General features: G+C 70.8%; 16 protein-coding genes and 1 pseudogene. 10 read left to right on the top strand and 7 right to left on the bottom strand.

The features are described 5' to 3' along the window. Positions 1-45: 45 nt before the first annotated feature. From CP984_RS27545 to dusB, 3 genes are all read right to left on the bottom strand, one after another. Positions 46-984: an ArsR/SmtB family transcription factor gene (locus CP984_RS27545; protein WP_003980735.1), complete on the bottom strand. Its 939-nt coding sequence runs from the start codon at positions 982-984 to the stop codon at positions 46-48. Positions 985-1,774: 790 nt separating this feature from the next. Further along, positions 1,775-4,513, bottom strand: a complete 2,739-nt coding sequence (gene ppdK, locus CP984_RS27540; RefSeq protein WP_003980736.1) for a pyruvate, phosphate dikinase — start codon at positions 4,511-4,513, stop codon at positions 1,775-1,777. A 409-nt stretch (positions 4,514-4,922) separates the two neighbouring features. After that, positions 4,923-6,050: a tRNA dihydrouridine synthase DusB gene (dusB, locus tag CP984_RS27535; protein ID WP_003980737.1), complete on the bottom strand. Its 1,128-nt coding sequence runs from the start codon at positions 6,048-6,050 to the stop codon at positions 4,923-4,925. 413 nt (positions 6,051-6,463) lie between these two features. Here dusB and CP984_RS27530 point away from each other — a divergent pair, with 413 nt between their 5' ends. Beyond that, a complete protein-coding gene (locus CP984_RS27530; protein WP_042808142.1) occupies positions 6,464-7,954 on the top strand; it encodes an MFS transporter in 1,491 nt (496 codons plus the stop codon). Positions 7,955-7,959: 5 nt separating this feature from the next. Beyond that, positions 7,960-8,265 (top strand): annotated as a pseudogene (locus CP984_RS42230) (MFS transporter); the annotation flags it as partial. Here the strand turns inward: CP984_RS42230 and CP984_RS27520 are convergent. Further along, positions 8,244-9,149: a helix-turn-helix transcriptional regulator gene (locus CP984_RS27520; RefSeq protein ID WP_003980739.1), complete on the bottom strand. Its 906-nt coding sequence runs from the start codon at positions 9,147-9,149 to the stop codon at positions 8,244-8,246. The pseudogene CP984_RS42230 and the gene CP984_RS27520 overlap by 22 nt on opposite strands. A gap of 101 nt (positions 9,150-9,250) precedes the next feature. On the opposite strand from CP984_RS27520, the gene CP984_RS27515 reads away from it, so the two are divergent. From CP984_RS27515 to CP984_RS27500, 4 genes are all read left to right on the top strand, one after another. Further along, positions 9,251-10,699, top strand: a complete 1,449-nt coding sequence (locus tag CP984_RS27515; protein WP_003980740.1) for an MFS transporter — start codon at positions 9,251-9,253, stop codon at positions 10,697-10,699. A gap of 165 nt (positions 10,700-10,864) precedes the next feature. Next, entirely contained in the window at positions 10,865-11,872 is a 1,008-nt protein-coding gene (locus tag CP984_RS27510) for an aldo/keto reductase (protein WP_003980741.1), read from the top strand. Positions 11,873-11,983: 111 nt separating this feature from the next. After that, positions 11,984-12,568 carry a TetR family transcriptional regulator gene (locus CP984_RS27505; protein ID WP_003980742.1) on the top strand — a complete coding sequence of 195 codons (585 nt, stop codon included), beginning with the start codon at positions 11,984-11,986 and terminating at the stop codon, positions 12,566-12,568. 83 nt (positions 12,569-12,651) lie between these two features. Beyond that, positions 12,652-13,239, top strand: coding sequence for a Uma2 family endonuclease (locus CP984_RS27500; RefSeq protein ID WP_306464341.1), 588 nt, complete (start codon positions 12,652-12,654; stop codon positions 13,237-13,239). Between the two features lie 5 nt (positions 13,240-13,244). Here CP984_RS27500 and CP984_RS27495 read toward each other — a convergent pair whose 3' ends face one another. Beyond that, complete coding sequence (locus CP984_RS27495) at positions 13,245-13,877, bottom strand: response regulator (protein ID WP_003980744.1); 633 nt, start codon at positions 13,875-13,877, stop codon at positions 13,245-13,247. 20 nt (positions 13,878-13,897) lie between these two features. Next, positions 13,898-15,109, bottom strand: a complete 1,212-nt coding sequence (locus CP984_RS27490; RefSeq protein WP_003980745.1) for a sensor histidine kinase — start codon at positions 15,107-15,109, stop codon at positions 13,898-13,900. A 177-nt stretch (positions 15,110-15,286) separates the two neighbouring features. On the opposite strand from CP984_RS27490, the gene CP984_RS27485 reads away from it, so the two are divergent. Next, positions 15,287-15,694: a hypothetical protein gene (locus CP984_RS27485; protein WP_003980746.1), complete on the top strand. Its 408-nt coding sequence runs from the start codon at positions 15,287-15,289 to the stop codon at positions 15,692-15,694. A 103-nt stretch (positions 15,695-15,797) separates the two neighbouring features. Here the strand turns inward: CP984_RS27485 and CP984_RS27480 are convergent, their stop codons facing one another. Then, complete coding sequence (locus tag CP984_RS27480) at positions 15,798-17,180, bottom strand: glycine--tRNA ligase (RefSeq protein WP_003980747.1); 1,383 nt, start codon at positions 17,178-17,180, stop codon at positions 15,798-15,800. 199 nt (positions 17,181-17,379) lie between these two features. Here CP984_RS27480 and CP984_RS27475 point away from each other — a divergent pair, with 199 nt between their 5' ends. The 3 genes from CP984_RS27475 (at position 17,380) to CP984_RS27465 (ending at position 20,144) form a co-directional block, all read left to right on the top strand. Further along, positions 17,380-18,378: a metal ABC transporter substrate-binding protein gene (locus CP984_RS27475; protein ID WP_003980748.1), complete on the top strand. Its 999-nt coding sequence runs from the start codon at positions 17,380-17,382 to the stop codon at positions 18,376-18,378. A gap of 67 nt (positions 18,379-18,445) precedes the next feature. Further along, positions 18,446-19,219: a metal ABC transporter ATP-binding protein gene (locus tag CP984_RS27470; protein ID WP_003980749.1), complete on the top strand. Its 774-nt coding sequence runs from the start codon at positions 18,446-18,448 to the stop codon at positions 19,217-19,219. A gap of 16 nt (positions 19,220-19,235) precedes the next feature. Continuing rightward, the gene (locus tag CP984_RS27465) at positions 19,236-20,144 is read left to right on the top strand and encodes a metal ABC transporter permease (RefSeq protein WP_003980750.1); all 909 of its coding nucleotides are present in this window, start codon (positions 19,236-19,238) and stop codon (positions 20,142-20,144) included. Positions 20,145-20,235: the final 91 nt, after the last annotated feature.

The raw sequence follows: 20,235 nt of genomic DNA, 5'->3' as shown, positions 1-20,235 counted from the left end.
CCCCGGGTGCCGGAACGTTACTGCACCCCTCCGGGCACCCAGGGACTAAGCGTCCACCTCCCGAGCCTCCATCTCCCGAGCCGCCATCGCCCTGGCTTCCAGCTCCTCGCTCTCCTTGATCTCCAGCCCCCTGATCTCCAGCCCCCGGGTGTCCACGCCGCGCACATCGACCTCCGGCCCGCCCCGCAGGAGCGCCGCGCCCAGTGGCGTCAACGTGTGGAGCACGGCGTTGCCATGACGCAGCGTCAGGAGCAGCCCGGCGTCCCGCAGCACCGTCGCGTGCTGGCTGGCCGACGCCAGCGACACGTCGACGCGCCGTGCCAGCTCGCTCGTCGTGCAGCCGCCGCCCACCCCGTGCAGGATCGCCGACCGGGTCCGGCCGACGAGCTTGCCCAGCGACGCGTGGACGGGGGCGGCCGGCGTGACGAGGCGGGGCGCGGGGTGCTCGACGGGGTAGACGAGGACGGGCGTCAGGTCCGGGTCGTAGAAGGTGACGGGCGTGCGGCGGCAGAAGAACGAGGGCAGCAGGAGCAGCCCCCGGCCGTTCAGGAAGAGGTCGCGGTCCGCCGGGTAGTCCACCTCCAGGACCGGTGGCCGCCACCGCATGGTGGGCGGGAGCGTCGCGAGGAGGTGGTCGGCGCCGCCGTCCAGGAGCGCCCGGCCGCGGGCGGCGCGGTCCGCCTCGATACGGGCCTGGAGTCGCGGCCAGTACGGCGCGACCGCGTTCTCGTAATAGCTCTGCAGCGCGCCGGTGAGCCGCCCGAGCGCCGCGGAATCGCCCTCGCTGAGCGCCCGCAGCCACGAAGGCAGCGGGCGGGTGGCGGGCAGCCGCGAAAGTTCGGCATGTAGTCGGGCGGGCGGGGTTGCGCGCACCGCTTCAAGCCCTTCGTCGACGCCGAGCAGCCCCTCGGCGGGCGTCAGGAAATCCGGAAAATAGCCGCGCGTGGGAACGAGCGGCGCCAGCAGCCGTGTTTCACCATTCAACCGGGAACGTGCTTCGGCGCGCCATTTGCCGAAGACCGGGCCGGGCCGCCGGTCGCGCAGTCGGTGAAAACTTAAAACGGTCTCCCACAGCACGTCAGGGCGCGCGGCAATGCGCACCCGGGCCAGATCCGGTCCACTGAAATGGACGCGTAGCACCGAACCCCCACCAATGCTCCTAGTCGACCCCCCGGCCCTCTGAGTATGCACGCAGACACAGGCTGTCACCACGCCCTTTTGGCCAGAGTTGAAAGGGGTCGCGCCATCGGCGCGTTCCCGGAAAGCTGTAACTCAATTCGACGGCAAGGCGAATGGAACGGATTGCTCGATCCCGTGGGGGGTGACGAGGCAATAACCGACCGCTCAGCATTTGCCGTGGAAGGCCGTCAACCAGGCCGACATGGCTGACGGCAGCTCCCGAGGGGGGAGTCCGGAGAAAAGCGAGGGCGGCACCTCCGCACAGGTGCCGCCCTCGTTGGGATTCGTTGGGGGTTGTCGGATCCGGAGCCGAACCCGGGGCCGCGCCGTTCACTTCAGATCAAGCACCATCACGTCGTGCGGGCTCCACCGTCCGATGCGCGAGCCCGGCGGGCAGCCGCACGCGATGCCGACCGCCTCACCGCCGCCGCTGCCGGGCCGGGCCGGCCAGACACTCGACCGTGATCACGGATGCCCCGCGGCAAGACCGAGGGCGGCACCTCCGCACAGGTGCCGCCCTCGTTGGGGTCCGGAGCCGGGTTGGGGCTGAGGGTTGGGGACCCGGCCGGCTCCGGTTGTTGGTGGGTGGGGCCGGTCAGCGGCTGTCGCTGCCCAGGGATTCCGCTGCCGCGCGGCCCGCTTCGAGGCGGGCGACCGGGATGCGGAACGGGGAGCAGGAGACGTAGTCCAGGCCCACCTCGTGGAAGAAGTGCACCGACTCCGGGTCGCCGCCGTGTTCGCCGCAGACGCCCAGCTTGAGGTCGGGGCGGGTGGCGCGGCCGGCTTCGGCGGCGCTGCGGACCAGGGAGCCGACGCCGTCCTTGTCGATGGTCTCGAAGGGGCTGACGCCGAAGATGCCCTTCTCCAGGTAGGCGGTGAAGAAGCTGGCCTCGACGTCGTCGCGGCTGAAGCCCCAGACCGTCTGGGTCAGGTCGTTGGTGCCGAAGGAGAAGAAGTCGGCGGACTCGGCGATCTGGCCGGCGGTCAGGGCGGCGCGGGGCAGTTCGATCATGGTGCCGAGGGTGAGCTTGAGGTCAACGCCGCGGGCCGCCTCGACCTCGGCGATGACCTGCTCGGCCTCCTCGCGGACGATCTCCAGCTCCTGGACGGTGCCGACCAGCGGAATCATGATCTCGGCGCGCGGGTCGCCCTTGGCGGCGTTCTTGCGCTCGGCCGCCGCCTCCGCGATGGCCCGTACCTGCATGGCGAACAGGCCGGGGATGACCAGGCCGAGGCGGACGCCGCGCAGGCCCAGCATCGGGTTCTGCTCGTGCAGCTTGTGCACGGCCTGGAGGAGGCGCAGGTCGTTCTCGTTGGCGTCCTTGCGGGACTCGGCGAGGGCGACACGTACGGAGAGTTCGGTGATGTCGGGCAGGAACTCGTGCAGCGGCGGGTCCAGGAGGCGGACCGTCACCGGCAGGCCGTCCATGGCCTCGAAGAGCTCGACGAAGTCGGCCTTCTGGAGGGGGAGGAGGCCGCCGAGGGCGGCCTCGCGGTCGGCGTCGGTGTCGGCGAGGATCAGGCGCTCGACCATCTCGCGGCGCTCACCGAGGAACATGTGCTCGGTGCGGCACAGGCCGATGCCCTGGGCGCCGAAGCGGCGCGCGCGGGCCGCGTCCTCGGCGTTGTCGGCGTTGGCCCGTACGCGCAGCCGGCGCACCCGGTCCGCGTACGCCATGATCCGGTGCACGGCCTTGACCAGCTCGTCGGCGTCGTCGGCGCCGGCGTGCATCCGGCCCTCGAAGTACTCGACCACCGGGGACGGGACGACCGGCACCTCGCCGAGGTAGACCTTGCCGGAGGAGCCGTCGATGGAGATCAGGTCGCCCTCTTCGACGACGATGCCGCCGGGCGCGGTCAGACAGCGGCGCTTGGTGTCGACCTCCAGCTCCTCGGCGCCGCAGACACAGGTCTTGCCCATGCCGCGGGCGACCACGGCGGCGTGCGAGGTCTTGCCGCCGCGCGAGGTCAGGATGCCCTCGGCGGCGATCATGCCGTTGAGGTCGTCGGGGTTGGTCTCGCGGCGGATGAGGATGACCTTCTCGCCGGAGCGGGACCACTTGACCGCGGTGTAGGAGTCGAAGACGGCCTTGCCGACGGCGGCGCCGGGCGAGGCGGCGATGGCCCGGCCGATCATCTGCGTCTTCGCGGTCTCGTCGAAGCGCGGGAACATCAGCTGCGCGAGCTGCGCGCCGTTGACCCGCTGGAGGGCCTCGGCCTCGTCGATCAGGCCCTGGTCGACGAGCTGGGTGGCGATGCGGAAGGCGGCGCCGGCGGTGCGCTTGCCGACACGGGTCTGGAGCATCCACAGCTTGCCGCGCTCGATGGTGAACTCGATGTCGCACAGGTCCTTGTAGTGCGTTTCGAGGGTTTCCATGATGTGCATCAGCTCGTCGTACGACGGCTTGTCGATGCCTTCGAGGTCGGCGAGCGGCACGGTGTTGCGGATGCCCGCGACGACGTCCTCGCCCTGCGCGTTCTGGAGGTAGTCGCCGTAGACGCCCTGCTGGCCGCTGGCCGGGTCGCGGGTGAAGGCGACGCCGGTGCCGGAGTCCGGGCCGAGGTTGCCGAAGACCATGGAGCAGACGTTGACGGCCGTGCCGAGGTCGCCGGGGATGCGCTCCTGGCGGCGGTAGAGCTTGGCGCGGTCGGTGTTCCACGAGTCGAAGACCGCGCGGATGGCGAGGTCCATCTGCTCGCGGGGCTCCTGCGGGAAGTCCCGCCCGGTCTCCTTGGCGACGATGTCCTTGAACTGGCCGACGAGGGCCTTCAGGTCGGCCGCGTCCAGGTCGACGTCGACGCGTACGCCCTTGGCCCGCTTGGCCTCCTCCAGCGCCTCCTCGAAGAGTTCGCCGTCCACGCCGAGCACGGTCTTGCCGAACATCTGGATGAGGCGGCGGTAGGAGTCCCAGGCGAAGCGCTCGTCGCCGGCCTGGGTGGCGAGGCCGGAAACCGACGCGTCGGACAGGCCGATGTTCAGCACCGTGTCCATCATGCCGGGCATCGAGAACTTCGCCCCGGAACGCACCGACACCAGAAGGGGGTTGTCGGCCTGGCCGAGCTTCTTGCCCATGGTGGCTTCGAGCGCTTCGAGGTGCTCGGTGACCTCGGCACGCAGTGCCGCGGGCTCCTGGCCGCTGTCGAGGTAGACCTTGCACGCCTCGGTGGTGATGGTGAACCCCGGCGGAACGGGAAGCCCCAGGTTGGTCATCTCGGCGAGGTTGGCACCTTTGCCGCCGAGGAGGTCCTTGAGGTCCTTGTTGCCCTCGGTGAAGTCGTAGACGAACTTCGAAGGCTCGGACGGGGTTACGTGGGGATCTTGTGTTTCCGGCACGGGACTCTCTCCTCGCCGCGGTCTGCCCTGACGGCGAGGAACATACCCAGATCGAAGGTGTCTGGGTACGTCCACTCGGTCGACATACGCCCGTAACCCGCCGTCGGCCAGCAGATCGAAAGTCGCGGCGGGTGGAGAGGTTTATTCAAGAGTTGAAGGCAGGATTGCTCAGTGCGAGCGGAAGGGGGCGGATCCACTACGCGTCGCAGACTTTCGCTTGATCAGTCGAACGCGAGAGGGGTGGCACCCAGTGCCACCGTTTGGAAGGTGCACTCCCCCACGGGCTGCTCATCTGAGCGCACCCCCTATCAAGGGTGGCGAGAATCACGCCCCCGCGCCCGCCCCGGTCCCGCCATGCGGACCCGGAACCGGACCCGGAATCGGACCCGGATCGGACCCGGCAGACGCCTCACCCGCCCGAAGTGTCCAGTTCCGCGTCCGCCGTCACGCCCGCGCGGTCGTACGGGTCGTCCAGCCACCCGTCCGGCAGAACCACCCGGTTCCGGCCAGATGTACGGCCACGCGGTCCGTCGGCGCCCGCGGGCCAGGGCTGGTCGAGGTCGAGCTCGCTCATCAGAGCGTCCAGTTCGTCCAGCGACGAGGCGATTGCCAGCTTCTTGCGCAGCTCCGAGCCGATCGAGAAGCCCTTCGTGTACCAGGCGACGTGCTTGCGGAAGTCGATGACGCCGCGCGCCTCGTCCCCGAGCCACTCCCCCAGCAGCGTGGCGTGCCGCAGCATCACGGCCGCGACCTCCTTGAGGGTGGGCCGCGCGTACGTACCCGTCCCCTCGAAGGCCGCCACCAGGTCGCCGAACAGCCACGGCCGCCCCAGGCAGCCGCGCCCCACGACCACGCCGTCGCAGCCGGTCTCGCGCACCATGCGCAGCGCGTCGTCCGCCGACCAGATGTCCCCGTTGCCGAGCACCGGGATCTCCGGGACGGCCTCCTTCAGGCGCGCGATGGCGTCCCAGTCGGCGGTGCCGCCGTAGTGCTGGGCCGCGGTGCGGCCGTGCAGCGCGATGGCCGTGACGCCCTCCTCGACGGCGATCCGGCCCGCGTCGAGGTAGGTGATGTGGTCGTCGTCGATGCCCTTGCGCATCTTCATCGTCACGGGCAGCTCGCCGGCGTTGGAGACCGCCTCGCGCAGGATGGAACGCAGCAGGTGGCGCTTGTACGGGAGGGCCGAGCCGCCGCCCTTGCGGGTCACCTTCGGCACCGGGCAGCCGAAGTTCAGGTCGATGTGGTCGGCCAGGTCCTCCTCGGCGATCATGCGGACGGCCTTGCCGACGGTGTCCGGGTCCACGCCGTACAGCTGGATCGAGCGCGGCTTCTCCGTCTCGTCGAAGTGGATCAGCTGCATGGTCTTCTCGTTGCGCTCGACCAGCGCCCGCGTCGTGATCATCTCGCTGACGAACAGGCCCTTGCCGCCGGAGAACTCCCGGCACAGCGTCCGGAAGGGGGCATTGGTGATCCCGGCCATCGGCGCGAGAACCACGGGCGGCTGTACCGCGTGCGGGCCGATCTGCAGCTGAGTCATGGGGAGCGGGCTTCCTTCTGGGTCGGCGGGCGGAGGGGGCGACCTCCCATTGTCGCGCACCGGCGCGGGAGGATTGCCGGGGCCGGTGTCACGTATCTGCCGGAAGTCATGATCGGGGCCGTTGCCGCGCCCCACCCGACGTTGTGACCGGGGCCGCCGTCTCGCACGCGCGCGGGGGTTTTCCTGGGCATGCAGTCCAAGAACGGCGCCTGGGGCGCCGTCCCGCACGCGCGCGGCGGTTTCGGCGCCGTGCGGGGCCTTGCCGGAGCCTCCGTTACGCACCCGCCCGACGCCCCCGCCAGAGCCGCCGTCCCGCACCCCCCGTCGCCCCAAGCCCCCTGCCCGGCACCCGCCCGGCACCCGCCCGGCAGCCTCCCGAAGCCCCCCGCCCCCGTTCGTTGTAGCGTTCACCTATGCCCCAGCTCAGCCATCGGCGACGCCTGCTGGTCCTGGCCATCTGCTGTATGAGCCTGCTGATCGTCAGCCTCGACAACACCGTGCTGAACGTCGCGCTGCCCTCCATGCAGAAGGACCTGGACACCACGCTGTCCGGGATGCAGTGGACGATCGACGCCTACACCCTGGTCCTCGCGTCGCTGCTGATGCTGGCCGGCTCCACCGCGGACCGGCTCGGGCGGCGCCGGGTCTTCCAGGCGGGCCTGGTGGTCTTCGCGCTCGGCTCGCTGCTGTGCAGCCTGGCGCCGAACCTGGAGTGCCTGGTGGCGTTCCGCATGGTGCAGGCCGTCGGCGGCTCGATGCTCAACCCCGTCGCGATGTCGATCATCACCAACACCTTCACCGACCCGAAGGAACGGGCCCGCGCGATCGGCGTGTGGGGCGGTGTGGTCGGCATCAGCATGGCGGCCGGGCCGATCGTCGGCGGGCTGCTGGTGCAGAGCGTCGACTGGCGCGCGATCTTCTGGATCAATGTGCCCATCGGGGCGCTCGCGCTGTTCCTGACCGTCCGGTACGTACCGGAGTCGCGCGCCCCGCACCCGCGCCGGGTCGATCCGGTCGGGCAGCTGCTGGTGATCGCGCTGCTCGGCACGCTGACGTACGCGATCATCGAGGCCCCGTCGGCGGGCTGGACCTCGCCGCTGATCCTGGGCTTCGCCGCGACCGCGGTCGCCGCGCTGGCCGGACTGCTGTGGTACGAGCGGCGGCGCGCCGAGCCGCTGATCGACCTGCGGTTCTTCCGCAGCGCGCCGTTCAGTGGCGCCACGGTCGTGGCGGTCTGCGCGTTCGCCGCGCTCGGCGGCTTCCTGTTCGTCAACACGCTCTACCTCCAGGACGTCCGGGGCCTGTCAGCGCTGGACGCGGGGCTGTACATGCTGCCCATGGCGGGCATGACGCTGGTCTTCGCGCCGCTGTCCGGGCGGTTGGTTGGAGCCGTGGGCGCACGGCTTCCCCTGCTGCTGGCGGGGCTGGCGATGGTGGCCAGCGGGGTGCTGTTCGCGGCGTTCGAGGCGGAGGCGAGCACGCCGCTGCTGTTCACCGGGTATGTGCTCTTCGGCATCGGGTTCGGACTGGTCAACGCACCCATCACGAACACTGCGGTCTCGGGGATGCCCCGTACGCAGGCAGGTGTGGCAGCGGCGATCGCCTCCACCAGCAGACAGGTAGGCCAATCACTGGGCGTCGCCGTGATCGGAGCCGTACTGGCCAGCGGGACACACGCCGCCGCCACAGGCAGCCGCTTCGTCGAGGCCAGCCGCCCCGCATGGTGGATCATCGCAGGCTGCGGCGCGGCCGTACTGCTGCTGGGAGCACTGACCACCGGCCACTGGGCACGCGAGACCGCACGCCGTACCGCAGAACGGCTGGAGTCGGCCCAGGACGAGCCGGACGGGCAGGCCCCGCCGGGCGGGCCCGGCGGCCAGCCTAAGGCGCGGATCAGGGCCTGAAGCAGCTCGCCTCCACCAGCAGACAGGTAGGCCAATCACTGGGCGTCGCGGTAATCGGAGCCGTACTGGCCAGCGGGACACACGCCGCCGCCACAGGCAGCCGCTTCGTCGAGGCCAGCCGCCCCGCATGGTGGATCATCGCAGGCTGCGGCGCGGCCGTACTGCTGCTGGGAGCACTGACCACCGGCCACTGGGCACGCGAAACCGCACGCCGTACCGCGGAACGGCTGGAGTCGGCGCAGGACGGGCCGGACGGGCAGGCCCCGCCGGGCGGGCCCGGCGATCAGTCTCAGGCGCGTGTCAGGGCCTGAAGCCGTTCCAGGCGCTCGCGCGATTCCTCGTCGTCGGGGGTGTAGGTGAGCATTCTGGGGCCGTGGTTGGGGCCGGTCCACAAGCCGGTCGCGGAGAGGCGCAGCAGGCCGACCTCCTTGTGGCGGAAGAGCTTGGTGTGGCTCACCGGCCGTACGACCTCCTGGCGCGCCCAGATCTCACGGAACTCGGGGGAGGCCGCCTCCAGCCGTGCCACCAGCGCCTTCCAGGCCGGTTCGGCGACGTGCCCGGCCATGGAGGCGCGGAACTTGGCGGCCATCACGCACAGGGTCTTGTCCAGCTCCACCAGGCTCGCCCGCCAGTCGGCGTTGGTGAACGCCAGCCACATGCAGTTGCGGTCCTCCTCCGGGAGCGCGTCCAGGTCGCACAGCAGCCGCCCGTAGGTGCTGTTGTACGCCAGGATGTCGAAGCGGCTGTTCTGGACGACGGCGGGGAACGGCGCGAGCTGGTCCAGCATCTGCCGCATCGACTGCGTCACGACCGCGCACTCCGTGCCGCGCACCGGATCGGCCGCGCCGGCCAGCGCGAAGAGGTGGCCGCGCTCGGCCCGGTCCATCTGGAGCGCGCGGGCCACGGCGTCCAGCACCTGCGGCGAGACGTGGATGTCCCGGGCCTGCTCCAGCCACGTGTACCAGGTGACACCGACCGCTGACAGGTGGGCGACCTCCTCGCGGCGCAGGCCGGGCGTACGGCGCCGGGGGCCGCGCGGCAGGCCGACCTGCTCCGGGGTGATCCGCTCGCGGCGGCTGCGCAGGAAGGCGGCCAGTTCGCCGCGCCGGACGGCGCCCTCGGTGGGCGTCGACTGCTGCGCGGTCTCCGGCTTTACTGTCTGCGGCTGCACCGTCTCCGGCATCGTGGCGGTCATGCTCCCAGGGTGCCGGAACGCCCATCGGGTTGCCAGGTAGCGCCAGTACCAGGATAAGGAGACTCTGGTACCCCTCTGGGAGTCGGACGATCGTCTTCCTTGTGAGCGATACCCAGGTACGAACCGTCCCCACGCGGACCACCGCGTCCGCCCCGCCCCGTCCCGCCGCCCCCGCGCTGACCACGCTCGGGCTGATCACCGTGCTGCTCGGCGCCGCCCTGCCGATGATCGACTTCTTTATCGTCAATGTGGCGCTGCCGACCATCGACCGCGATCTGCGCGCGGGCCCGGCGCTGCTGGAGATGGTCGTCGCGGGGTACGGCGTGGCGTACGCGGTCCTCCTCGTCGTCGGCGGACGGCTCGGCGACATGGTCGGCCGCCGGCGCCTGTACCTGTGGGGGCTGGCCGCCTTCGGGATCACCTCGCTCGCCTGCGGGCTGGCGCCGGACGCCTGGACGCTGGTCGCGGCGCGCGTCGCCCAGGGCGCGGCGGCGGCGCTGCTGCTGCCGCAGGTGCTCGCCACCATCCAGTCCACCACCACCGGAGCGCGCCGCGCCAAGGCCGTCAGTCTGTACGGCGGTACGGCGGGCGTCGCCAGCGCTGTCGGCCAGGTGCTCGGCGGGCTGCTGGTCGCCGCCGATCTCGCGGGGACCGGCTGGCGCGCGGTGTTCCTGGTGAACGTTCCGGTCGCCGCCGTGGCCCTGCTGCTGGCGCTGCGTACCGTCCCGGAGACCCGTTCCCCGCACCCGACCCGGGTCGACGGCCCCGGCACGGCGCTGCTGGCCGTCGCACTCGTAACCCTGCTGCTGCCGCTGACCGAGGGCCGCGCGGCGGGCTGGCCGGTGTGGTCCTGGCTGCTGCCGGTCGTCTTCCCGTTCGCCGCCGCGGCGTTCGTCGTCGTGGAACGGCGCGCCGAACGGGCCGGCCGCACCCCGCTCGTGCCGCCGTCCCTGCTGCGCCTTCGTACCGTACGCAGCGGCCTGGCCGTGATCCTGCCGTTCTCCGTGGGTTTCGGCGGCTTCATGTTCGTGGTGGCCGTCGCCCTCCAGGACGGCCTGCGGTACGGGCCGCTGGCGGCCGGGCTCTCCCTCGCGCCGCTGTGCGTGGCCTTCTTCTTCGCCTCGCTGGCCGGGCCGCGGCTGGTGGCCCGCTTCGGGCGGCGGGTGGTCCTGACCGGATCCTTGATCCAGGGCGCCGGACTGCTCGCGCTGGCGCTGATCTTCCGTACGCAGTGGCCGGACGTGCCCGCGGCGGCCATGGCGGGCGCCATGGCGCTGCTCGGCGTGGGCCAGGGCCTCGTCCTGCCGATCCTGCTGCGGATCGTGCTCAGCGAGCTGCCCGCCGCCCAGGCCGGGGTGGGCAGCGGCGCCATGGTCACCACCCAGCAGGCCGGTCTGGCCCTGGGCGTGGCGACGCTCGGCTCGCTCTTCCTGGCACTACTGCCCTCGCTGGGCGTACGGGACGCGCTGATCATCGCGCTGCTCGCGCAGGTGGCGACGGTGGCGCTGAACGTGGGGCTCTCGTTCCGGCTCCCGCGGACGGTGCGGTAGGCGGCGTCGGGGTGGGGTGACGCCGGCACGGAGGCAGAGTAGCGAATGACAGGTATTGAAATCTGTCATCGCTCATGTCATGGTTGAAGCGTGCCGCCGTCCGCTGCGCTCGTCAGCAGCGCGCGGCGGCCCGCCACCCCACCCACCGCCACTGAGGAGCACCCCGTGCAGACCCGCACCCTCGGCACCACCGGCCCGCAGACCTCGGCCATCGGCCTCGGCTGCATGGGCATGTCCGCCCTGTACGGCGACCCCGGCGACCGCGCCGAGTCCATCGCCACCATCCACGCGGCTCTCGAAGCCGGCGTCACCCTGCTGGACACCGGCGACTTCTACGGCATGGGCCACAACGAACTGCTGATCAACGAGGCGCTGCGCAGCGCGCCCGCCGCCCGCCGCGAGCAGGCGCTGACCAGCGTGAAGTTCGGCGCCCAGCGCACCGTCGAAGGCGACTTCATCGGGTTCGACGGCCGCCCGGCGGCGGTGAAGAGCTTCGCCGCGTACTCGCTCCAGCGCCTGGGCACCGACCACATCGACATCTACCGGCTCGCCCGCCTCGACCCGAACGTGCCGATCGAGGAGACGGTCGGCGCCATCGCCGAACTGGTCGAAGCCGGTCACGTACGGCACATCGGCCTGTCCGAAGTGGGCGCGGACACCCTGCGCCGGGCCGCCGCCGTCGCCCCGATCTCCGACCTCCAGATCGAGTACGCGCTCGTCTCCCGCGGCATCGAGGAGAAGATCCTGCCCACCGCGCGGGAACTGGGCATCGGCATCACCGCATACGGCGTGCTCTCCCGCGGCCTGCTCAGCGGCCACTTCACGCGCGACCGCAAGCTGGACGCGGGCGACTTCCGCGCCGCGAGCCCCCGCTTCCAGGGCGAGAACCTGCACCGCAACCTCGACCTGACCGACGCGCTGCGCAAGATCGCCGAGCAGAAGGGCGTCACCGTCGCGCAGACCGCCATCGCCTGGGTGCTCGCCCAGGGCGAGGACATCGTCCCGCTGGTCGGCGCCCGCCGCCGCGACCGGCTGGCCGAGGCGCTGGGCGCGCTGGACGTCACGCTGACCGCCGACGACCTCGCGGCCATCGAGCGCGCCGTCCCGGCGGACGCCGTCGCCGGCGACCGCTACCCGGAGCAGCAGATGGCCCTCCTGGACAGCGAGCGCTGACCTTAAGGGCACGGCCAGGGGGCGTCCGGGTACGGTCCGTAGGAGGACGCCTCCGCGTCCGTACCAGGACGCCCCCGCACGGCGCCCCCGACCGAAAGGCCGTACGCCCCCATGCCACCCGCCGAGACCCTGACCCCCGAACGCATCCTCGAAGCCACCGAGGACGTCCTGCGCCGCTACGGCCCGGCCAAGGCGACCGTCGTGGACGTGGCGCGCGCGCTGGGCGTCAGCCACGGCAGCGTCTACCGCCACTTCCGTACGAAGACGGCGCTGCGCGAGGCGGTCACGCAGCGCTGGCTGGACCGTACGAGCAAGCAGCTCCAGGCCATCGTCGCCGAGGACGGCCCCGCGCCGGAGCGGCTGCGCCGCTGGGTGCGCGCGCTGTTCACCGCGAAACAGCACAAGGCGGGCGACGATCCCGAACTGTTCGCGACCTACATGACGCTGGTCGACGAGAGCGGCGGCGTCGTGGAACGCCATGTCGCCGACCTGACCGGCCAGTTGGCGGCCATCATCCTCGACGGCATTGAGCAAGGCGCGTTCGCGCCGGGCGACTCGGCGGTGCGTGCGCGGGCCGTCTTCGACGCGACGGGCCGCTTCCACGACCCCTGCTACGCGGCGGAGTGGGCGAAGCCCGGCATCGAAGAGGCGATGGAGGCGGTGGTGGAGTTGGTGTTGCGAGGACTGGGGGTTTGACGAAACCGTGACGGCTGTCAGTGGCGCCGATTACGCTGTGTGTTGACTGGCTCACTTCGCGAGAAAGGCGCATCATGACAGTGATGTCCGAACGATCGAAGACCATAGACGTTCCCCGTGGCTCAGCCCGCTTCCAGGAGCTGTGTCAAACGCTCCTGAGCATGTATGTGCCCGATGGTTACCGGGCGGAAATCATCGGGGGGAACATCGTCGTGTCACCATGGTCGAGGGGTTACTACGGCAACGTCATGCGGTCGATCCGATCACAGCTGGATCCATACGCCCCGCACACTCACCACCTCGAGTCCGCCCCCTTCTTGTTCGCCTTCCCTGGGGAGGAACGGGCTTACGGACCGGATGTCTACGCCGCCGCTGCGAGCGCGTTCGACACTGACTCCGTCTTCCTCGACGGCGAAGCACTTTCCCTGGTCGGTGAGCTGACCTCCACATCGACGCGTGACGTTGACTGGGGGGACAAACTCGCTGTGTACGGACGCGCCGGTGTGCCGGTGTATCTGCTCGTGGACATGCAGAAGCAGCAGACAACGGTCTTCTGGGGGCCCTCCGAGAACGGCTACAACGGGTCCGAAACCACGTTGTTCGGCAACAAACTCCGCATCCCCAAGCCTTTTGACTGCGACCTGGACACCGCTGGCTTCGTCCGGCCCTGACCCCCTCACACCCCCAAAAACCGCAACACCGCCAACACCCGCCGATGATCCGCGTCCGCCTTCGGCAGATCCAGCTTGGCCAGGATGTTGTTGATGTGTTTGGCGACCGCCGACTCGCTCACCACGAGCGCTCCCGCGATGCCCGCGTTCGAGCGGCCCTCGGCCATCAGCGCCAGCACCTCCCGCTCGCGTTCGGTCAGCCGCTCCAGGGGGTCGCTCCGCCGACGTACCAGCAACTGCGCCACCACCTGCGGGTCCAGGGCCGTACCGCCGTCGGCGACCCGGCGCAGCGCCTCGATGAACTCCTCGACATCGGCGACCCGCTGCTTGAGCAGATAGCCGATACCGCTGGTGTTCGAGGCGAGGAGGTTGGCGGCGTACCGTTCCTCCACGTACTGGGACAGCATCAGTACGGCGGTGTCCGGCCACCGCTCCCGGATCTCCAGCGCCGCGCGCACCCCCTCGTCCGTGAAGCCGGGCGGCATCCGTACGTCCACCACCGCGAGGTCCGGACGGTGCTCCGCCACCGCCGTCAGCAGCGCCTGCGCGTCCCCCACCTCGGCGGCCACCTCGAACCCGGCCGTCTCCAGCACCTTCACCAGGCCGACCCGCAACAGGACGGAGTCCTCGGCGATCACGGCGCGGCGTACGGCGGGCGTCAGGTCGTGCACGGCAACTCCACGGTCATGGTGGTCGGGCCCCCGACGGGGCTGCTCATACGGAACGCCCCGTCCACGGAGCGCACACGCTGGGCGAGCCCCTTCAGACCGCTCCCCCCGGACGGATCGGCCCCGCCCACTCCGTCGTCGGCGACGACCACCCGAAGTATCTCCCCCAGCCGGGTCACGGTCACCTCGGCCCGGGTCGCGTCCGCGTGCTTGGCCACGTTGTTGAGCGCTTCGGAGACGACGAAGTAGGCGACCGCCTCGACCGCCGGCGCGGCCCGCTCGGGCAGGTCCGTCCACAGCCGTACGGGCAGGGGCGCCCGTGCCGCGAGGCCCGACAGGGCGGCGTCCAGGCCGAGTTCGTCCAGTACGGCCGGGTGCAGCCCGCGCACCAGGCTGTTCAGCTCCTCGATGGCCTCCTTGGCCTCCCGGTGCGCCTCGTCGATGACCTGCCGCACCTCCGGCGGCAGGTCCTTGAGCGTGGCCTTGGCCAGTCCCAGGTTCAGCGCGAGCGCGACCAGGCGCTGCTGCGCGCCGTCGTGCAGGTCCCGTTCGATACGGCGACGTTCGGCGTCGGCGGCGTCGACCGCACCGGCCCGGCTCGTGGTCAGGTCCTCGACCCGCCGCTTGAGCTCCTCGGACCGGCTGACGTGCAGCACCGCGCGGCCGACGAGGTTCTCCAGCCGTACGAGGCCGCCGGCCAGGGCGGGTACGGCGGCCAGGACGAGCAGGCCCACGGCCGTGGCGTAACCGGCCCAGGTCCAGACCCCCCTGTGATCCACCCGCCACTCCCACCCCAGCAGCTCGACCCACAGCAGGCTGGTCGCCGCGGTCAGGGCCGCCGCGAGCACGCCGAGCACCAGGAGTTCGAGGAGGCCGAAGAGCGGCCCGATCAGGCAGTTGTAGGCCCACTGCCGCTTGCTCTCACGGAAGCGCAACCTTGGCAGGTCCACGCCGCACAGGGCACGGAAACGCCAGCGCTGGGCCTCGGTCAGGCCGTAGGCGGCGAGGATGAGCAGCGTCACCGGGACCGGCAGCACCAAGGTCCCGAAATCGGACGCCGGCCCCAGGATGTCCTGGAGTTGCAGGAGCACCCAGAAGGACAGCAGCAGGGGGACGGCATGCAGCGGCACCCCCGCCGCCAGGAACAGAAGATCGCGGCGCAGCCGCACCAGAGCACGGCGCAGCCGCGGTGGGATGGTCATGATCCGTACGGTATGCGGCGGCCCGCCGGGCGGACCATGACGGCAGGTTCCGCTCCGAAGGTGCAACCAGTACCACCCCAGGTCGGAAAGCGGCGTTACTGACCGTGGCCGCCCGTCCCGGAAGAGTGGATCACGAGCCCGAAGGCCGGGTTCGCCACCGTCCGGAAGGGCCCGACCATGGCGCTCATAGCCCTCAACTCCCCTTACCCCGCTTGCAGGTTCGCGCCTACGGTTAGCCGCCGCACGTGGGCGGGCCGTGCCCTGACCGGCGCCGGGCTGGCCCTGCTGCCGTGGATGGGGTACCTCGCGGGGACACTGCCGCCCACGGAGGCGGTGGCATGGGTGGCGCTGGACGCGGTCGAGGCGGCGTGCCTGTTGGTCGCCGGTACGCGGCTGATGGCGGGGCGGCCGGGACACCGGGCCGCGGCGGCGGTGGCCGCGGTTCTGCTCGTCGCCGATGCGTGCATCGATGTGGCGACGGCCGGGCCGGGCAGTGAGCTGGTGGGCGCGCTGGCCATGGCCGTCGGGGCGGAGCTGCCGCTGGCGGCGCTCTGTGCGGCGCTCGCCGCGCGGGCGGGTCGATGACGCCACGGGTGAAGATCTCGCCGGACACGAACGCCGGCCGGGCTGATTCCAGCCCGGCCGGCGTTCGAGGCCGTTTTTCAGCGCGGCGACGCCCCGCGAAGGCTCAGCAGCCCAGCAGACGCCCGCCCAGGTACGACTGGATCTGGTCCAGCGACACCCGCTCCTGCTTCATCGTGTCGCGCTCGCGCACGGTGACCGCGTTGTCGTCCAGGGTGTCGAAGTCGACGGTGACGCAGAACGGCGTGCCGATCTCGTCCTGGCGGCGGTAGCGGCGGCCGATGGCGCCCGCGTCGTCGAAGTCGATGTTCCAGTTCTTGCGCAGGTCGGCGGCCAGGCCCTTGGCCTTCGGCGAGAGCTGCGGGTTGCGGGACAGCGGCAGCACGGCGACCTTGACCGGCGACAGGCGCGGGTCGAGGCGCAGCACCGTGCGCTTTTCCATCTTGCCCTTGGCGTTCGGCGCCTCGTCCTCGTTGTAGGCGTCGAGCATGAAGGCGAGCATGGCGCGGCCGACACCGGCCGCCGGCTCGATGACGTACGGGGTGTAGCGCTCGCCGGCCTCCTGATCGAAGTACGACAGGTCCTGGCCGGACGCCTTGGAGTGCGAGGACAGGTCGTAGTCCGTACGGTTGGCGACGCCCTCCAGCTCGCCCCACTCCGAGCCGCCGAACTGGAAGCGGTACTCGATGTCAGCGGTGCGCTTGGAGTAGTGCGAGAGCTTCTCGGCGGGGTGCTCGTACCAGCGGATGTTCTCCTCGCGGATGCCGAGGTCGCGGTACCAGTTCCACCGCTGCTCCATCCAGTACTCCTGCCACTGCTCGTCCTCGCCCGGCTTGACGAAGAACTCCATCTCCATCTGCTCGAACTCGCGGGTGCGGAAGATGAAGTTGCCGGGCGTGATCTCGTTGCGGAAGGACTTGCCCATCTGCGCGATGCCGAACGGCGGCTTCTTGCGGGAGGTCTGCTGGACCTGGGCGAAGTTGGTGAAGATGCCCTGGGCGGTCTCGGGGCGCAGGTAGGCGACCGAGCCGCTGTCCTGGGTGGGGCCGAGGTGGGTGGAGAGCAGGCCGGAGAACTGCTTGGGCTCGGTGAACTGGCCCTTGTTGCCGCAGTTGGGGCAGTTGACGTCGGCCAGGCCGTTCTCGGGGAGGCGGCCGTGCTTGGCCTCGTACGCCTCTTCCAGGTGGTCGGCGCGGAACCGCTTGTGGCAGGCGGTGCACTCGGTCAGCGGGTCGGTGAAGGTGGCGACGTGACCGGAGGCCACCCAGACCTCGGGGGCCAGGATCACCGACGAGTCGATACCGACCACGTCGTCGCGCGAGGTGACCATGGAACGCCACCACTGGCGCTTGATGTTCTCCTTGAGCTCGACGCCGAGCGGGCCGTAATCCCAGGCGGCGCGCTGGCCGCCGTAGATCTCACTGCACGGGTATACAAAGCCACGGCGCTTGCTCAGGCTGACGATTGTGTCGATCTTGTCGGCGGCCACGGTGCTCTCTTCATTGCGACGACGAACGATTAATAGGAGCGGCGCCCAGGCGTCTCCTGGAGGGGGGTGGTCGGGAGACGTGCGGGCGAATAGCTCAGGGTACCGGCGCGCCTGCCCCCCGGATCAAATCGGTTCACCGCCGGTCGGCCCCGGACCCCTTTGTTGACAATCGTTTCCACTTTTGTTGAAAATGACTGTCATGAACGTACGACGTCACATACCCACCGCCGTCATGGCCGGGGCCTCCGTGCTCGGCATGCTCGCGCTCTCCGCCTGCTCCGACTCCGGCGGGGGCCGGGCCGACGGCAAGCTGAACGTGACGGCGTCGTTCTACCCGATGGAGTTCCTGGCCAAGGAGATCGGCAAGGACCACGTCAAGGTCACCGACCTGACCTCGCCCGGCACCGAGCCGCACGACCTGGAGCTCACCCCCCGGCAGACCGCCGACCTCGGCGAGTCGGACGCGATCGTCTACCTCAAGGGCATCCAGCCCGCCATCGACAAGGTCGTCCAGCAGTCCGGCGTACGGCACATCGTGGACGCCGCCTCCCTGACCCAGCTGAAGAAGCACGGCGACGAGGTGGACGGCCACGACCACACCACCGGCGACAACGGCACCGGGCACGGGGACCACGACGAGCACGGCCACGAGGGCCACGACCACGAGGCGGACGGCAACGACCCGCACATCTGGCTCGACCCGGTGAAGTTCTCCCAGGTCGCCAAGGGCGTCGGCAAGGCGTTCGCAGACGCCGACCCGGCCCACAAGGCCGACTACGCCCGTAACACCGACGATCTGGTCAAGAAGCTCGGCGACCTGAACAAGAAGTTCGAGGACGGGCTGAAGAACAAGAAGTCGGACACCTTCATCACCACCCACGCCGCCTTCGGCTACCTCGCCGAGCGCTACGGCCTCACCGAGGAGGCCATCAGCGGCATCGACCCCGAGTCGGGCGACGTCAGCGGCAGCCGCATGAAGGAACTGCAGAAGCTGGCCAGGGACCACCACGTCGACACGGTCTTCTCCGAGACGCTGGCCAGCCCGGCGATGGCCAAGACCCTCGCCAAGGACCTCGGTGTCAAGACCGCCGTGCTCGACCCCATCGAGGGGATCACCGACAAGTCCGCGGGCGATGACTACATCCAGGTCATGGAGTCCAACCTCGCCGCCCTCAAGAAGGCGCTCGGCGCCCAGTGACCAAGCGGGCGGCACCGCGGGGCACCCGATGGGACAGGTACATACGGCACGACGGGAGGATGCGGCCATGAAGGACCAGGAAACGGTCATATCGCTGCGCGGGGCGGGTGCGGCGCTCGGCGCGCGCCCCGTCCTGCGCGGCGTCGACCTGACCGTACGGCGGGGCGAGGTGGTGGCCCTGCTCGGGGCCAACGGCTCGGGGAAGTCGACCGCCGTACGCGCCGTGGTCGGGCAGGTGCCCCTGACCAGCGGCGAACTGGAACTGTTCGGCACCCCGCAGCGCCGGTTCAAGGACTGGGCGCGCATCGGGTACGTACCGCAGCGCACCACCGCGGCGGGCGGCGTGCCCGCCACCGTCCGCGAGATCGTCGCGTCCGGCCGGCTGGCCCGTACGAAGCTGAGGTGGCCCGGCCGGGCCGACCGGGAGGCCGTCCACCGGGCGCTGGACCTGGTGGGCATGGCGGACCGCGCCAAGGACTCCGCCGAGGCGCTCTCCGGCGGCCAGCACCAGCGGGTGCTGATCGCCCGCGCGCTGGTCGGCTCCCCGGAACTGCTGATCATGGACGAGCCGATGGCCGGGGTGGACCTGGCCAGCCAGGAGGTGCTGGCCGAGACGCTGCGGGGGCAGGTCGAGGCGGGCGTCACCGTGCTGCTCGTGCTGCACGAGCTGGGCCCGCTGGAACCGCTGATCGACCGCGCCGTGGTGTTGCGCGACGGCTGCGTGGTGCACGACGGCCCGCCGCCCGAGGCGGTCGGCCAGCACGCTCTGCCCGGCCACGACCACGTACATCCCCACGCGGGCCCGGCCGCCGAGCCGGTCCGTACCGGGCTGCTGACCTGAGACGGGCTGACCTGACATGGACCTCCTGAACTACGCCTTCATGCAGCGGGCGCTGCTCGCCGCCCTCCTGGTCGGCATCACCGCGCCGGCCGTCGGCATCTACCTCGTCCAGCGCCGCCAGGCGATCATGGGCGACGGCATCGGGCACGTCGCGCTGACCGGTGTCGCGCTGGGCTTCCTGCTGCGCGCCTCGCCCGTGTGGATGGCCGTGCTGGTCGCCGCGCTCGGCGCGATCGTCATGGAGCTGGTGCGCTCCAAGGGCCGTACCCGCGGCGACATCGCGCTGGCGATGCTCTTCTACGGCGGCATGGCCGGCGGCGTGATGATCATCAATCTGGCGCCCGGCGGCTCCACCGCCAACCTGACCACCTACCTCTTCGGCTCGATCACCAGCGTCTCCGCCGAGGACGTGACGGTCACCTGTGTCCTGGCCGCCTTCGTGATGGCGGTCACGCTCGGCCTGCGCCGGCAGCTGTTCGCCGTCTGCCAGGACGAGGAGTTCGCGCGGGTGATGGGCCTGCCGGTGCGGTGGCTGAACCTGCTGCTCGCGGTCACCGCCGCGCTCACCGTCACGGTCGCGATGCGCGCCGTCGGACTGCTGCTGGTCAGCGCGCTGCTGGTGGTGCCGGTGGCCGCCGCGCAGCAGGCCACCCGCGGCTTCGCGATGACCCTCGCGCTGTCCGTCGCCATCGGAGTCGTCGTCACCCTCTCCGGTACGGTCTTCTCCTTCTACGTGAACGTGCCGCCCGGCGCGAGCATCGTGCTGCTGGCCATCGCGGTCTTCGCCCTGATGGCGGCGCTGGCCGCCCCGCTGGCCAGAAAGCGCGCCAGGGCCGCTGCGGAGGCCGCCCGGCAGTGCACTCTGGACGTGCCCGGCAGCCGCTCCCCCGGCGACGACGTCAGCGTGCAGGGAGCCAAGGGGTAAGGGAGACGCGTAAGCGTTGCACCCGGGCTCCGGTCATCACCTGGCACAATGGCCGGACTGATGTGCAGGGGGACGTCCCGAGACCTAGGGA

This window comes from Streptomyces rimosus, from assembly GCF_008704655.1.
GTDB classification, from domain to species: Bacteria; Actinomycetota; Actinomycetes; order Streptomycetales; family Streptomycetaceae; genus Streptomyces; species Streptomyces rimosus.
This window is presented reverse-complemented; position numbering and strand designations above follow the sequence as displayed.

What these genes read in the sequence shown, in the direction of transcription:
- CP984_RS27470 (WP_003980749.1), top strand. Translation starts at nt 18,446, where the DNA reads ATGAAGGACCAGGAAACGGTCATATCGCTGCGCGGGGCGGGTGCGGCG.
- CP984_RS27475 (WP_003980748.1), top strand. Translation starts at nt 17,380, where the DNA reads ATGAACGTACGACGTCACATACCCACCGCCGTCATGGCCGGGGCCTCC.
- CP984_RS27490 (WP_003980745.1), bottom strand. Translation starts at nt 15,109, where the DNA reads ATGACCATCCCACCGCGGCTGCGCCGTGCTCTGGTGCGGCTGCGCCGC.
- CP984_RS27485 (WP_003980746.1), top strand. Translation starts at nt 15,287, where the DNA reads ATGGCGCTCATAGCCCTCAACTCCCCTTACCCCGCTTGCAGGTTCGCG.
- CP984_RS27465 (WP_003980750.1), top strand. Translation starts at nt 19,236, where the DNA reads ATGGACCTCCTGAACTACGCCTTCATGCAGCGGGCGCTGCTCGCCGCC.
- dusB (WP_003980737.1), bottom strand. Translation starts at nt 6,050, where the DNA reads ATGACTCAGCTGCAGATCGGCCCGCACGCGGTACAGCCGCCCGTGGTT.
- CP984_RS27505 (WP_003980742.1), top strand. Translation starts at nt 11,984, where the DNA reads ATGCCACCCGCCGAGACCCTGACCCCCGAACGCATCCTCGAAGCCACC.
- CP984_RS27520 (WP_003980739.1), bottom strand. Translation starts at nt 9,149, where the DNA reads ATGACCGCCACGATGCCGGAGACGGTGCAGCCGCAGACAGTAAAGCCG.
- CP984_RS27530 (WP_042808142.1), top strand. Translation starts at nt 6,464, where the DNA reads ATGCCCCAGCTCAGCCATCGGCGACGCCTGCTGGTCCTGGCCATCTGC.
- CP984_RS27500 (WP_306464341.1), top strand. Translation starts at nt 12,652, where the DNA reads ATGTCCGAACGATCGAAGACCATAGACGTTCCCCGTGGCTCAGCCCGC.